Genomic DNA, 15776 nt, shown 5'->3' with positions numbered 1-15776 from the left:
TTTTTGCAGGATTTTGCTTCTTTCTTCGATTGGAAAGGTTTTTATTGTTAAATTTGTTACTCAGGTTGTAAACAATATAATTATTCCTAATGGCAAGATTAAACTTATTGGAGGAGACTCGTTTTGAACGTGTACCGGTGAAGGTGTACGCTAATCAGGACGAAGCCTCTGCGGATGTTGCTAATCGTATAGCTACCATCATTAAAGAAAAGCAGGCAAGAGGCGAAACAGCGGTATTGGGGCTGGCTACCGGGGCCACACCCGTTAAAGTATATAAAGAACTAGTACGTCTTCATAAAGAAGAAGGATTAAGCTTTCAAAATGTGGTTACATTCAATCTGGACGAGTATTATCCTATGAAACCTGATGCTCCCCAAAGTTATGTGACCTTTATGAACAAACATCTGTTTGACCACATCGACGTTCTTCAGGAGAATATCAATATTCCTGATGGTACGCTGCCAGAGGATGCCATCCACACCTATTGCGAAGCATATGAGCAGAAAATATCCAATTTAGGAGGCATCGATATCCAGCTTCTAGGTATCGGTCGGACAGGACACATCGGGTTTAATGAACCCGGTTCAGCGCCAAACTCGGGTACCCGCTTAGTCGTATTGGATGACCTGACACGCCGGGACGCTTCCCGTGATTTTGGAGGTAAAGAAAATGTACCCACCAAAGCGCTGACGATGGGGGTTGGAACCATCTTTAAAGCTAAAGAGATTGTCCTCATGGCTTGGAATGAGAAAAAAGCGCAGATTGTAAAAAAAGCTGTGGAAGGAGAAATATCGTCGGACATACCGGCCACATACCTCCAACTTTCTGATTCGGTCGAATTTATACTGGATAGAGATGCGGCTTCACAATTGACGCGTTTTGATTTGCCTTGGTTAGCACATGAAGTAACATGGACCGATACATTGATAAAAAAAGCTGTTGTGTGGTTATCATTGAAATTGAATAAAGCTATCTTAAAGCTTACCGATGACGACTATAACAATAATGGTATGGCTCAACTAGTAACGGAAAAAGGGCCTGCATACAGCATCAATATCAGGATTTTCAATGAATTGCAACGTACCATCACCGGCTGGCCGGGAGGAAAGCCCGGAGTAGATGATACCAATCGTCCCGAAAGAGCAGAACCGGGACACAAAAATGTTATCCTGTTTTCACCGCACCCCGATGACGATGTCATTTCTATGGGTGGAACATTTATCCGGCTAGCTGATCAAGGACATAATGTGCATGTTGCTTATCAAACTTCAGGCAATACGGCGGTTTGGGACGACGATGTATTGCGATACCTCGAATTTGTCCAAGATTTTGCCGTTGCTGTCGATGATGACAACGGTGTTACTGCCAAAATCTATAAGGAAGCGAAAGAGTTTTTCAAAACAAAACAGCCAAATCAGGTCGATCCCGAAATCATCCGTTCAGTAAAGGCGTTAATACGCAAAGGAGAAGCTATCGCGGGGGCACGTTTTGTGGGGCTTCCAGACGATAATATTCATTTTCAAGATTTACCTTTCTATGATCGCGGTAAGTTTTCCAAGGAAGTTTCTTATGAAGATGACATCCAGCAAACGATGGAATTGCTCCGAAAAGTAAAACCGCATCAGGTATTTGCGGCCGGTGATTTCGCAGATCCGCATGGGACGCATAAGGTATGTTTTGATATACTGTTCGAAGCCTTGAAGCGCCTATCAAAGACAGATGACTGGACAAATGACTGCTGGTTATGGCTGTATCGAGGCGCTTGGCATGAATATCCAATTCACGAGATTGAAATGGCGGTTCCACTTTCTCCACAAGAAGTTAAACGCAAGCGTCTTGCTATCTTTAAACACCAATCCCAAAAAGATGTGCCTGTGTTTCCGGGGGACGACCCACGTGAATTTTGGGTGCGTGCGGAAAATCGAACAAGCGAAACAGCGGAGTTATATCATAAACTGGGATTGGCAGATTACGAGGCAATTGAGGCTTTCGTGAGATGGAAATTTGCGTAACAAATAACGGAATAACAAGTGACGGGAATCTAGCTACTCGTCACTTGTTGCCATTATTTTATAAAAATTACCAAACATAACCTAGCTCTACTATAATTTCAGTCCCCTGTAATAGCAGGAAGCTATATTTTAAGGAATTTGGAATGAAGCCAAAATGCCTTTTAAAAGCAGTAGTGAAATGGGTAGCATGTTTATACCCTGTCATTCGAGCCACATCCGATATCCGGTGGTTGCCGGTAAGGATAAGTTCTTTGGCATATTCCATCTTTTTCTCCGTGATGTAATTCATAACCGTTTTACCAAAATATTGCTTAAAATACTTCTTTAAGTATTGTACATTAGTACCTACCTGTTTGGCAAGCTCGGGGATGTTACGGTTCTTTGACAAATCCTCTTCAATAATTTGTTTAGCAAGTAAAACTTTTGCATAATGATCTTTAACCATGACCACCTGCTGTGTACTTTCACTTTCTACAGCCAGTGATTCGATTTGATGCAGTACAAAATCCAAAATAATCAGCTCTGTACGCATTCTGTAGAGCAAATCCGTCTCTGATAATGAATTAAGCTGTTCGAATAAAAGTCGAAATCGCGTATCACTTCTTGTGACAAAACCTCCTGCAAACCTTCCTGATTCGCGCTGATATTTATCGTGAAAAAAATTAAGACTTTCCGGAGCGATCAATACAATGACAAGATAGTTGCGCTCGTCTTCGCTTCGTATTTCGACTGTACTGCGCGCCTCGAGATAATGAATAACATTATGCCCTTCTGGCAAAACGTACGAATCGTAGGATAAGGTGTAATGAACGGTTTGTGAACAATCATGGGAAAGCACATTGACATAGCAAGCTCTTTCTGTTTGATAAGAAAACAGCGTATTTCCTGTTATGTATTGATATTGAAAAGCGTATTGCGTGTCGATCAACGCACAACTACCTACCATTTTATTTAGATTAATTCCACACAAAGCAAATATACCGATATTTTTGTGTTTTGCAATTATCCCCTCAATTTACAATGCCCTGACCCAAGATAATGGTTAGAAAATAAAAATTCTTTACTTTTGATAAAAAAAATGACAACCGCAATGAAGCACATATTTACTTTCCTCTTAGCCGTTCCGACACTTCTCTTTGCACAAACGAAGGAAGAACTTATCGCGCAGGTCGAGGCAAACCCTTCCAGTGTCGAAACATTAAAAACAATACAGCGAGTAGGTGGATACAACCCCGATTACAAAGAGCTGGAAAAGCTATTTAAAGGTTTAGACAAGTCTGTTCGAAAATCTAAGCAAGGCAAGCAATTTGGCTATTATCTCAAGCGCCTGGAAAATTCTTCTGTGGGAAAAAAAGCACCTGCCATTACCCAACTCACTCCAGAAGGTGACCCTTTCTCTCTTTCGGACTTACGTGGTAAATACGTGTTGATTGAGTTCTGGGCTTCCTGGTGTCCGGATTGCCGTAGAGAAAACCCTAATTTGGTCAAGACATATGCTGAATTTAAAGACAAGAATTTTGAGATCTTGGGTGTTTCTTTTGACCGTAAACTTGACGATTGGGTCGCTGCTATTGAAAAAGATAAATTAACCTGGAAACACATCTCCGATCTACAATCGTGGCAGAATGCAGCAGGAACGCTATATGGTGTGCGTGCGATTCCACAAAATATTCTAGTAGACCCCGAGGGTATTATTGTAGCGCGCAACTTGCATGGCGAAGAGCTGGATATGAAATTGAGGGAGCTACTGAAATAAAAAATAGCGGAAGATTGTATTGCTTTCCGCTATTTTTATGTCATCCTAACCTTTATACGGCATCTTTGCCGCTTCTATGAGTTCCTTCATCTCTAACTTGATATAGTCCACATTTGGTGTAGATCCTGTTAAGAAATAACGGATATTCCCTTCTTTGTCGATAATAAACTTAGCTGGAATACCCCGAACGCCCATTTCTGTAGCGAGTATCGCTCCGGTTTCCGGGTCTTTTTGGTCATCGTACAAGACCTCAAATGGGTATCCGTTCTTCTCAATAAACGCCGGCACTTTTGACTTGTATTCTTTATCGCGTTCCCAGGTATTGATAAACAGAAACTGGACCTCGTCGTCCGCAGCATACATCTCCTGTGCGGCTTTCATTCCCGGAAAAGAACGGATACAGGGTTGGCACCAAGTCGCCCAAAAGTCGAGCACTACGACTTTACCTTTCAAACTTGCCAGCGAAACGCTTTCTCCTTCTAGATTCAACAGCTCAAATGCGGGAGCAGGTTTATACACCTCCATTTCTTTGATATGATCTCGGATTCCTTTGATGACTTCCCCATCCAATCGTGTAAAATAAGCTTCCACCCCTTGATCTGATCCGTTCATAACCGCGTACAGTTCCTTCATTTTATCTTTGTATGTAAAGGTACCTTGCTTATAGAGGATTTCCAATTGTTGCAAAGCTTCCAACTTACGACCAGCAGCCTCTAGTCCCTTAAAATAGGTGCCGCTAAAGCGAGAGGCCTGCTCTGGAACTAAAGCTATTGCCCGTTCGATAAGCTGCATTGCTTCCGTCTGCTTGCCTTGAGCATCGTATATTTCCGCTAATTGACTGACGTAACCCGGATACCCTACGGCCGCAAAACCCGCTTTGTTGTCCTTTTGTTCCTTAGGGAGATTGATATAATATTCCGCGTCGTTAATCGCTGTTTGAATCAACGGGATTGCTGCCAGCGTATCGCCTTGCTGCAGGAAGCTTGTCGCTACCGGGATATAGCCTTGCGCGCGCCAGAAACGCTCATTCATCTGCTCAACATAGGAAAGTGCTTTCGCCTCGTCACCCTCAGCAGCAAAGCTACGCGCGAGCGAAGCTATCACATAATCGTAGTTGAGTTTATCGCCTTCTACTTTTTCCATCGGCCATTTTTTCACCCACCTCTTAAACAGTTTTTCTTGTTCTTTAGTGCTTTCCAAGTCATAAAAGCCTTGTATATAAGCATCGCGCGCAGCTACACCTTTCGGAAACTTGCGAACAATTTCTTTGCGTATGGAATCCGCGGCATCCTCATAGCCGAGTCCGTAAATGAAATTGCTGGCAAAAATTAGATCACCTTCATCTTTGGAGGTTTTTGCTACGTCAAACAGTCCCTTGGCTAACGTGTCTTTTTCTGCTTTCGAGCCGGATTCGACTATTTTCGCATATTCCGCTCTTTTTTCTTGCAGACTGCTTTGTGCCATGGTTGCGCTTGCAGCGAAGGCCAGGGCTGCTGTGATTAACTTTTTCATTGTTATATTTTCTTGTTTCTTATTGTTTAATTGCTTTTTTCCGCAAGGGCGTATGCATGTTTGTTACAACGCATAGGCACTACGCCCTACGATTCGCCTTTATACACCATATCCAAAACCATATCAAAACCGGCGATGGCTTCGCTGGGTTCACTGACGACACCCGCTAGGGATACGGAGAATAGGTACAATTTACTTTCCTGGCCATTCCAGGTCGCGACCAGCAGTTCACCGTATTCACGACCATTATCGTCTATGGCTTTAAACTTCGTATTGATAATCTTCTCGCCTGCCGGGAATGTATGCAGCTGGTTTGCCGAATTTGCATTGACGCCGTAGCGATATAGTCGATTTTCATAGCCGTAAAAGATATGTGCCGATTGGGATGAAGAGGCGATGCTCGTCGCTTCCGTATCCAGAATATAAGGAGCATTCATCGTTTGTTTCATCCGCGTAATTACCGGATTCCCTTCGGTGGTGACACAAGAAAATTGCAACAAATAAGGCTGCGTACCTTCGTACATCACGGCATTATGTACATTAGCTACATTAGCCACACCCATATAATGCATACCTAAGCCAACATCATTCATATCGAAAATAGACGTATTGCTCGCATTGGTCGGAAAAGCATCTATGGTTTGTCCACCAGTCGTATAAAAACGTTGATTTTGCTGATCGTAGAGAATGTGCTGATAAACGATGGGGTGAGCCCGCCAATCGTGTTCCCCAACATTCGCGGTGAAAGGCGCGATTTGATAGTCGTACTCCACACCAGGTGCTTGCATACTTGGTCCGAACTTCTTCGCGCCCGGAAAACCACCGGTCATATTCGCCTGCAAAAGACCGTCGTTAAGGATTACACCTAAATTCGTTCCCGACCAGCCGATAAAGGATAAGTTTTTGGTGGCTGGAGGCACGAAGTATAGGGCATCCAGATTATAGCGTATCTGCAGGGTCAACGGATCAAGCTCTACCGCATCGTGCTTGCCTGCAACGTATAATTTTCTTCCAGTGGGCGAGACATCATCTGTTACTGAACCTGAGGAGAGACTGAGTATCAGGGGCTCCGCAATGGGATAATTCGGATTAACCAGCGAATAGATACCACGCTCTATCGAGCCATCCGGCAGCAACATGGAAAAGTCTGCAAAACCTCCTTTATCTTCCAAAACCATCCAACCTTCACTATAGCGATTGGTGATGCGCAGGTCGTAAAAATAAAACCCAGAAACCCCACTCTTATTATCCGTTACTTTAAAGGTAAGTCGATACGGTTCGCCAAGAATGAAAAAGTCAGAAATCGCTGTTTCTAGTTCTTTTTCCCTACTCAGTGTATCTCTTGGCTCACGATAGCTCACCGCCGAATTATTTCGCGCAGCAATCCAGAGATAGCTGTAATCACCCTTTGAATCGTCAACGTTTGGCGACAGGCTTAAGTGCTGCCCTAGACCAATTTCAATGACATCAGGCGCTTCTACATCGCTAATATCAAAGGTAATCGGCTCTTCGTAGGAAAAATTATTCTTATCTTTTGTACATGCGCCGATCGTGATAAGCAGCAGCATGTATCCTATTATTTTCATCTTCTTCATTGCCTAATAAAATTTAACCGGGTTACCATTTTCGTCGATCAAATCGCCGTTTTCCTGTTCGTAATTATACAACGCTTGGTAAGCCGTTTGCACAATAAAATTTCTATCCTGCGGCAAGGGGTTGCTTCCCCAGCTGGTGTATCCCGTCACACTGCTGATAAAGCGGATCTTCACCTCCGAATATTCCCCGAAAGAAGACAGCCAAGAGCTGTCCCAATTCGTTGGCTTCAGCAACTGGTCGGTGATGGTAAACTTAAACTCCCGACGGGTATATTCCGATCGTCCAACTGGCTGAGCTCCTGTATCGTTGTATCCTGCCCGCAAATCCTCTGAATCCTTGATACGTAGCAAAGCGGTTACCAAAGAATCCCGCAGTCCGGGCTGGCGGTACAACACGATGGCAATATCATTACCATATTGACCTGCAGGAATCAGCGGGTTCAAAATCTCGTAGTGGTACCCAGATTTCGCATCGTTACCTTCATCGGCGACAAAGTTGATCCTGCGATCGTGATCCGCCGCCAGTCCTGTAATCCGGCAATATACGTAGAAGGTATCCTGTTCCACCTCCTCCGGCTCGAAGGCGAAGGAATAGTTGAGGGAATCAAGACTATAAAAACCGCCGTTATTCAATTGCGCACCAAAATATACACTGGCTTCGTCCTCAAACATGAGACGTTCATCTTCCTTACATCCCAGTATCAACAACAGAGCCAACAGGCCGTATATCGTTCTTTTTTTCATTTTTCTCCTCCTTTTTGATAGTCAGGGTTAAACTCTATTTCCATATCCGGAATCGGCAAGGTGTACACGGTGTTCATAGTTCCGAAATAAACGCTGTTTTGCAAACTAGCATAGCCAAAGCGCTTATAAAAATACCACAGCTGCCCTTCCGCATAATATTCCTTCCGGTATTCCTTAAATAGTTCATCCTGCAAAGCAGCTTCATCCGGAAGGTTTTCGGAAGTAAAAGGACGTACGATGTTTCGTGCTTCGCGAACGACATTCAGGTATTCCCGAGCTTCTACTAAGGACTCCGCCGATTCTGCAGCGATATAATACATTTCCGGCAGACGAATCAACGGTATCAGGCGCTGCTTAACATTCGTACTGTGATCGGAATAATATTTCTTGGAATAAACGGCCGAATTACTATGGGGCGACCAGCGGCTTGGTGAAGCAAGCGACGAGCGAATGTCCGAACCCAGGCCATCGACAGTAGTTTCATAGATACCGTTCAACACCGATTGGGTATTAAACAGGTCTCTTCCTTCGGGTTCTAAAGCATTAGTCTTGAAGAAGTCATCCGCTACGTCGTTTAGACGGGAATGGTGTAGGGAGAAGATATGCTCGGAGGTAAAAATAATATTGGAGCGCTCATCTCGTTCATCATAGTTTCTTCCCGAAATCGGCGAAAAGTAGAACCATCCGCTATTGATCACCTCATCCGCATAAGTCTTTGCATTCTCTTTATCGCCGGCATAGCGGTACATTCGTGCCAACAAGGCTTTCGCCGCCCAGTAATTCATGCGATTTTGGCGGAACATATAGGACAGCTCTGCACCGATCACAGTCGTTCCTTGATTACCCGCTATTTGATCGATGTTCTGCATTTCCTCCTGCAAGGCGATGCCCGCCAACATATCCGTTTCTATGCGCTCCACAATTTCGGCGGCAGTCAGCACATCGCTCGGCGAAACGGTAAATTCCGTTACATACGGAATTGCCGGTTCATTGGCTGTTGCCTCGCTGAAAGCCGGCGCAAATAAGCGCAGCAAATCGAAATGCAGGAAGCCCCGTAAAGCCAACGCCTCTCCCTTGATCAGGCGGTAATCTTTTTCCGACAATTCCGCCGGCTGGGTGTCCATATGCTTCAACAAATAATTCAGCTGCGCAATACTGTTATATTGCTTTGCCCAAAGGTTCTCGATGACGGCTCTCGGACTATGTTGGCTATCGTTCGCCTCGGTGTATGCATAACGGGCGGATAAGCCATAATAATCGGTGCTGCTATTGCTCTTATTCGCATATAATTGTGCCAGCACGTCTACAAAGCGGAAGCTCAGCTCGGCGCCATACGTCGCTTCATCGTTCATGGATTGGTAAGCCCCAACCAGCACATCGATGTACCCCTGTGCCGTTTGAAACTGCTCGCCCTCATCGAACTGGTTCGACGGACGGACGTCCAGCCATTTATTACAGGACACCGTTGTGAGTATCAGCACAAGGCAGAAGCCCAAGGTTTGTATATTTCTATTTATATTCTTCATGGTCTTATCTTAAAATGAGGTCGTAAACTGCAACGTAAATGTTCTGGAAAACGGATAATCTAAACCTCTTTCGCGCTGAATGGCCGACCATTGATACAATTCGTTACTAAACAAAGTAATGCGTGTATTCGACAGGTTTAGGCGTTTGTTTAGCGCACCGCTGAAGCGGTAGTATACCGAAACACTTTCCAGAGAGAGCAAATCACTGCGTTGTACAAAGCGCGAGGAGTTGTAAGTCGGCGTATTAATGGCAAAACCATTATAATCAAGCAAGCCCTTGAAAAAAGTAACATCTCCCGGCTGCAGCCAACGCTCTTCCGCCACACGGCGATCTACATTATAGATGTTTACCTGGGCATTTTCTACCCGATCAACCAACGTCTGGTTGTAGGCATAACCGCCAATCCGGAAGCGAAGGAATACGTTGGCCCCAATACCATGGTATTCAAAATTTGTTCCGAAGGTTCCCTCCAGTTTCGGGCGGCCATCTGCAATAATCACTTGATCGCGGGGATCGTAGATATTGGTCAAGCTGCCGTCTTGTTTCTCGAAAATCTCATAGCCCGATGCCGGATCAATCCCATGTGATTTCACGGCCCAAATGGCGTTGGTGGACTGCCCAACGGCATACCGGGTAATCGGCACGGAGGACAATGTCGTGTCTGCCCGCCCATTCAGGGCTTCCAAGGTGCTTGACAACTTGGTGATCTCGTTGTCTACGCGGAACAAGTTCGCAAAAACCGCCCAATTGTTGCGATTAGACATGGAGTTAATAATATTGTAACGCACGTAAAGTTCATACCCCTTCGTTTTCATATCACCGATATTCTCGGAATAACTCGTAAAACCTGAGGAAGGCGCTGTAGTCACCGTACCGATAGAACCCTGTGTGGTTTCTATATAATAGTTACCCACGACATTCAGGCGATTAAATACATTGATATCGAAACCAAGGTTATTCTTTTGCGTTTTTTGCCAAGAAAGATCATCGTTACCGAAACCTAACAAGTAAGAACCGATCATGCCTCGGTAATCCATGTTGTTATAGAAACGGGAGGTTGTTCTCGCCAGATAAGAATCAAAATTTTGCGAGCCGGTATAGCCGAAGGAGTAACGCAGCCTAAACATATTCAGCCATTCTTCTTCTTGCAACCACGGCTCATTATGTACATTCCATCCTCCACCGAACGACCAGAAAGGGGCAATACGGTTGTTCGCTCCAAACTGCGAAGATCCGTCCAGGCGAAAAGAAGCATCCATCAAAAAACGGTTATCATAGGCGTAAGAACCATTCACAAAAGCACCCAACAAACGGGTAAATCCTTCGTCTCCCGTCACACTGCTGCCGTCCCGAAAACCCAGCCCCTGCGTCACATCGTCCATGCGGGCATTCGGAAAACCGACAACCGTATAAAGGTTGGAAAAACTCTTCACCTGCTGTGCATTCATCCCGAGCGTTCCAAACAGTAAATGCTTGCCAAAGGCTTTGTTTACATTCGCGCCAAGGTTGATATCATAATTGGTGCGCTTGCCATGTCCTTTATCGTAAGAGCCGCGCTCGAAAGTTTCCGTAGCCGAAAAGGACGTATGTTGCGCCGGCAAAAAGCGATCCGACTCATCCCACTGAAACTGCAAAGCCACACTACCCGTCAGTCGTAACCAAGGGTTCACCTGCCATTGCAGTGCGGTGTTGTTCATGATATTCGTATAACCCGTTTGGTCAACCACTCCTAAATTCGCATTATATAGCGGATTCATCGGTCGCACCGGATTGTTGTTCGACGGGATAATGCCGTCCAAGTTATCGTAGGAATCGAAATTCGTCAAGCGTCTGCCTCTTTCGTCATACACTGTTTCGAGAAAATACTTTAACGAGCCATCATCGTTGTACGGTGTCCAATAGGGATTCAGGCGTGTATACTGCCGGAAGGTGCCGTAAGGCGAATTTTTGCCCAGATTGCTAGTGACCGTCACCTCATTGCGCACATTCAAACCATTTTTTCGATAGGCCAGATACGCATTTCCTAATATGTTGCGGCGACTAGATCCCTTCATTACCCCCTGCGTATTCAAGTAGGTTCCACCGATACCGTAGAGTATACTTTCATCGCCACCTTCTATGTAAAGATTATGTTTATGTCCTGCCCCCACTTGTATCGGCAAGGTTGTCCAATCGGTATTCACCCCCCGTTCGATTTCCGAAAGTCGGTGGTTGTAGTAATGCTCCAGCTGTTGTTCGATGCGGGTATCCCCGTAAAAGGAGTACACGCCGGTACGGTTTTCAATATCAAATTTCTCGCGGGCGTTCAGCAGGTTATAGTCCGACAGATCGGCCATTTCCAAGGACATATTGCCCGTATACGTAATCCGCAGATCGCCGGAAGCCGGGCGTACCGTTTCGATCACCACCACACCGTTGGCCGCTCTGGATCCATAAATCGCAGTCGCCGTTGCATCTTTCAATAGGTCTACCGATTTGATGCGCGTCAGATCGAGGTCGTTAATCCGCGTCAGCGACACCTCAAAGCCATCCAAAATAAAGAGGGGTGTATTCGGCGCGGTTTCGTAATTAAAAGGACTGGTGGTTGTTCCACTCGGGTCTACGAGACTATTGCCTCCACGCAGCGTAATCTCCGGCAAAGCATTCGGATTGGAGCCCATATTGATATTCTCCGGCATTTGGAAAGAAGGGTCTAAGGATTTAAGTGCCGTCAGCACGTTATTTCCTGCTACCTGCTGTAGTTCCTCTTGATTAAAGGAACGCACGGCACCAGTATACACTTCTTTTGGGCGCTCAAATAGACCGGTTACGACTACGTCTTCAATTTGTGTAGCTTGGTCGGGTCGCATAGTCACAGCTAGTGAACTTCTATTTCCCACGCGAATTTCCTGTTTTTCATAACCGATAGACGAGAACACAAGAACAGTCGTATCGCTCGGAACTGGCAAAGACCAGATACCATTCTCGTCGCTTGCTGTGCTGGAGATATTTCGCAATTCCGGCGGAAGTTCTCGCCAATCCCGGATATAGACAGATACACCGCCTAACGGCTTGCCTGAAGCATCCAGAATTTGTCCATTGACGACACGATGCTGTGCTGTCTGATCTCCCCTTTCGAAGGGAATGTTCTTCTCAAAAAGCACGATATTCTTTCCACGTTGGCTATATCCGAGCGATTTCCCCTGCAGTAAGAGATCTAAAACCTCCGCAATCGTGCGCTTTTTAGATGTCAGGACGGGCGCTCCATATCTATCTACAATTTCACTCGGATAGAAAACATTCATACCCGTTTCCATTTCCAGCTGCTGTAACGCAGCTTTTAAGGTAGCTGTGCGAATACCTAACTCAACTGTATTCGTATGGATATTCTGCCCCAGAATGGAACTAGAAGCTAAAAGATTAATTGTCAAGGTCAGCAGAATGCCACAGATTAAATTGACCCTCATAAGGAAAAGAAAGTTAAATCGCTTATGCAAGCACGGAAAACAACACGGCTCTCTGCTTGCAAAAAACAAGATTTTTTGCATTATTTGTATTGGGTTAAAGTTTTACCAAAAATTTAAAAACCTAAGCTCCCTGTTTTTGCTTCCTACGGCTACAGGGGCTTTTTTTCTTTATCTTATTGTACTAAGGATCGTGATTCTTATTTTTCTCCATGCGTTATTAAGTTAATTAAATGACCAGTGTCTATGTTTTAGTTGATTTTACGTTATTTTTTAATACAGGCCTTTCCGTCTATCTCTACCACTTGTCCCTTTCGTCGGAAAACTGCTCCACGCGCTGTACATAAAAAGCCCAACACTTCTTCGAGTGTTTCCAGCCCGCTGAACTTCCCACTTATGGGACAACGTGCTAAATCGGGGTTCTTGAAACGAATCTCTACATCATATCGGCGCTCCAGTCTCGAGGTCAGTTCTCCGAAAGCCTGTGCATCAAAACGCATGTCTTCCGCTGTCCAATCAAATGTGCTATCCGCTGCTGCCAGCGCCTCCTGTTTAGGAACTTCGACTGCTGAATGCACTTCTACCTTCTGATTTGCAGTCAGTTCCGCCATGATCTTTTCTTCACGTTCCACCCGTACTTTTCCACGCTGTACCATTACCTTTACCTCTTCTTCTCCATCAGTTGCTTTTATTGTAAAGGCCGTTCCCAAGACGACGGTCTTTACTTTTCCGGTATGTATGATAAAAGGTTGATTTTCCTTCCTATTGATATCAAAATAGGCTTCACCTACCAAGGAAACCTCACGGGTAGCTCCCTTAAAATCCGTTTTGTACTCCAATCTGCTACCGGGCCGAAGAACAACACGGGAGCTATCTGACAACAATACAAATCGATTTTCCGACTGTTCTTTTGGTGATGTTGCGATCAATGCTTCACGCCCTTTATCATTCAGTTTCCAAAAGCCTATTCCCAAAACTGCCAAACATACTGCTGCTACGGCGGCATACAACCAAAGACGTTTACCAGTTTTTTGGTTCGCTGCATTTTCATCCAGCATCGTCCATACATTATCCCGGATACGATTATGCACCAGTTCCTCTTCACCCGGATTCTCCGTCTCCCAAAACACATCGTCGTCGGTATCCTGTCGGTACCATTTCAAAAGACGCTCACGTTCTGCTGTACTTGCCGTTCCCTGCAAGTATTTACGAATTAAATGATGTAGTTCATTACTGTCCATAAATCCGGTTGTTATATAGAGAGTACCATATTGGATAGGGTATCCCTACATGAAAATTTATTTTTCAAAAAAAAATCGAGAATATTAAATAAAAAAAAGGAAAAATAAACTAAAACCAACCCGACGCAAGTTAATCCGCAGCACTTTTAACGCTCTTGTGATGTTAGCTTCGACCGCTTTTTCTGAAATGTGAAGCTCTTTTGCTATTTCTTGGTGAGACTTTTGATCTTTTCGACTTAACTGGAACACCAATCGACATCTTTCTGGTAATTTTTCAACAATACCATCGACATACTCTTGTAAAAAACGGGCATCGATCACTTCTTCGTCTAACTGATGATCATTTTTTGGCAAAACAGCATCCCGAATCATTTCTTGCCGGCGTGTGCGATGCAACATTTTAAAGGTAGAGAATTTGACTGCTGTAGCCAGATAACTAGATAAATGTTCTATTTCAAGGATATTGCGGCGTTGCCAAAGAGAAATAAAGACATCTTGTACGATCTCCTCCGCCATCTCTTTATCGTTTGTGTGCTGAAATGAGATGGCTAACAATCTCTTCCAATAGTATGCATACACTTGCGCAAAGACCTCCTTGTCTCCATTTTTGATGGCGGTTACATATTGCTTTTTGTCAAAATTATCAAACAGCACTTTCATATTTATGCCTCATTCTCTTTTTACCATACTATCCTTAACGGACACCGTGTTAACAAGGGTATGCTTAGACCCTACCCTATTATTATAGTGCTATATACTAACTGGAACACCAGGCAAATATAATATATATAAAAATAAAGTCTATTAAAACTATAGATTATTTTTTTATGTTAGTTTAGACATTAATTTGCTCAAATATAACATCTTTCTCAAAAACACAGAATTACGAGCAATAATTTGTGAAAATTATAATAAAAAGGATTGTTACAAAAAATTTCAAAGTTGAAAAAATCCTCTAATATGCGTGCAAAGACATGATCGTAGCAGCTATTTCTTTATAAAGACTTTTTTTATTCCTGTGATAATAGCCACCGTTACTGTACCAACAATTAACCCCACCATAAACTCCTTAATAATAGCGGGAAGAGATGGGAAAAGGTGATGGATATAGTCAATATTATGTACAAAAATGCCGCCTGAAACCAATATCAGTGCTATAGTACCAATAATCGCCAAAGCTTTAATAATCACGGGCAAGGATTTGACCAACAAATGTCCCAAGCGAGACGAAAAACCTTGTCCATTTCCGTACTTAATTAGCTTATAACCGGTGTCATCCATACGGACAATAAGCGCAACAATGCCATAAACACCCACGGTTGCTAACAGAGCGACGACAGAAACGGTCATAATCTGTATGGTCAAAGTTCTATCCAGAACTGTCCCTAACGCGATGATAACGATCTCAACGGAAAGTATAAAATCGGTTGTTATCGCTGACCTGATTTTTGCTTTTTCCACGTCTAAACTTTCTTCCTCTTTTTCTTCCACGATGGCTCCCGTAACTTTTGGTCGGTGAAAGAAATATTCGATAATCTTTTCCGCCCCTTCATAAGCAAGGTAAAAACCTCCTAAAATCAAAGCGATTTTTATAGCAATTGGAAAAAAAGCGTTTAGCAACAATGCAATCGGAACGATAATAAGCTTATTGATAAACGAGCCTTTTGTAATCGCCCAAAGCACTGGCAGTTCCCGAGAGGACAAAAAACCTGTTGCTTTCTCTGCGTTGACAGCCAAGTCGTCCCCCAATATACCTGCGGTTTTACGGGTAGCGATCTTAGCCGTCACCGCTACATCATCCATTAACGCCGCAATATCATCCAAAACTGCAAAAATACCTGATGCCATATTCTTCTGTCCTATATAATTAGGGAATAAAAATAGAAAATAATCTTATATTTAAAGTTGTAGTTTAAGATTTTCAATTTTTTGCATCGCGCTTGATT

The 15776-nt window shown here is 44.0% G+C and carries 11 protein-coding genes; 2 read left to right on the top strand and 9 right to left on the bottom strand.

What is annotated here, in order from left to right; translation table 11 throughout:
* Positions 1 to 89: 89 nt before the first annotated feature.
* Positions 90 to 2012 (top strand): glucosamine-6-phosphate deaminase, encoded by a 1923-nt coding sequence (gene nagB / locus C5745_RS03200; RefSeq protein WP_105715523.1) that lies wholly within the window; start codon positions 90 to 92, stop codon positions 2010 to 2012.
* Between the two features lie 67 nt (positions 2013 to 2079).
* On the opposite strand, the gene C5745_RS03195 is transcribed toward nagB, so the two are convergent.
* On the bottom strand, positions 2080 to 2958 hold the full coding sequence (locus tag C5745_RS03195; protein ID WP_105715522.1) for a helix-turn-helix domain-containing protein: 879 nt from the start codon (positions 2956 to 2958) through the stop codon (positions 2080 to 2082).
* A 144-nt stretch (positions 2959 to 3102) separates the two neighbouring features.
* Between C5745_RS03195 and C5745_RS03190 the strand changes: the two genes are divergently transcribed.
* On the top strand, positions 3103 to 3768 hold the full coding sequence (locus C5745_RS03190) for a peroxiredoxin family protein (protein WP_105715521.1): 666 nt from the start codon (positions 3103 to 3105) through the stop codon (positions 3766 to 3768).
* 45 nt (positions 3769 to 3813) lie between these two features.
* Here the strand turns inward: C5745_RS03190 and C5745_RS03185 are convergent, their stop codons facing one another.
* The 8 genes from C5745_RS03185 to C5745_RS03150 all read right to left on the bottom strand — a co-directional run bounded on the left by C5745_RS03185 (position 3814) and on the right by C5745_RS03150 (position 15678).
* Positions 3814 to 5280 carry a TlpA disulfide reductase family protein gene (locus C5745_RS03185; protein WP_105715520.1) on the bottom strand — a complete coding sequence of 489 codons (1467 nt, stop codon included), beginning with the start codon at positions 5278 to 5280 and terminating at the stop codon, positions 3814 to 3816.
* A gap of 86 nt (positions 5281 to 5366) precedes the next feature.
* Complete coding sequence (locus C5745_RS03180; RefSeq protein ID WP_105715519.1) at positions 5367 to 6875, bottom strand: PKD-like family lipoprotein; 1509 nt, start codon at positions 6873 to 6875, stop codon at positions 5367 to 5369.
* Between the two features lie 3 nt (positions 6876 to 6878).
* Positions 6879 to 7619, bottom strand: coding sequence for a DUF4843 domain-containing protein (locus C5745_RS03175; RefSeq protein WP_105715518.1), 741 nt, complete (start codon positions 7617 to 7619; stop codon positions 6879 to 6881).
* The gene (locus C5745_RS03170) at positions 7616 to 9145 is read right to left on the bottom strand and encodes a RagB/SusD family nutrient uptake outer membrane protein (protein WP_105715517.1); all 1530 of its coding nucleotides are present in this window, start codon (positions 9143 to 9145) and stop codon (positions 7616 to 7618) included. Before C5745_RS03170 ends, C5745_RS03175 begins: the two co-directional genes overlap by 4 nt.
* Positions 9146 to 9154: 9 nt before the next feature.
* A complete protein-coding gene (locus tag C5745_RS03165; RefSeq protein ID WP_165793003.1) occupies positions 9155 to 12592 on the bottom strand; it encodes a SusC/RagA family TonB-linked outer membrane protein in 3438 nt (1145 codons plus the stop codon).
* Between the two features lie 263 nt (positions 12593 to 12855).
* On the bottom strand, positions 12856 to 13830 hold the full coding sequence (locus C5745_RS03160) for a FecR family protein (protein WP_105715515.1): 975 nt from the start codon (positions 13828 to 13830) through the stop codon (positions 12856 to 12858).
* Between the two features lie 84 nt (positions 13831 to 13914).
* Entirely contained in the window at positions 13915 to 14490 is a 576-nt protein-coding gene (locus tag C5745_RS03155) for an RNA polymerase sigma-70 factor (protein WP_105715514.1), read from the bottom strand.
* Positions 14491 to 14817: 327 nt separating this feature from the next.
* The gene (locus C5745_RS03150) at positions 14818 to 15678 is read right to left on the bottom strand and encodes a DUF808 domain-containing protein (RefSeq protein ID WP_105715513.1); all 861 of its coding nucleotides are present in this window, start codon (positions 15676 to 15678) and stop codon (positions 14818 to 14820) included.
* Positions 15679 to 15776: the final 98 nt, after the last annotated feature.

It is taken from the genome of Sphingobacterium haloxyli (assembly GCF_002980525.1).
GTDB lineage: Bacteria > Bacteroidota > Bacteroidia > Sphingobacteriales > Sphingobacteriaceae > Sphingobacterium > Sphingobacterium haloxyli.
The sequence above is the reverse complement of the archived record's forward strand: the minus strand, read 5'-3'. Positions and strand labels throughout refer to the sequence as shown.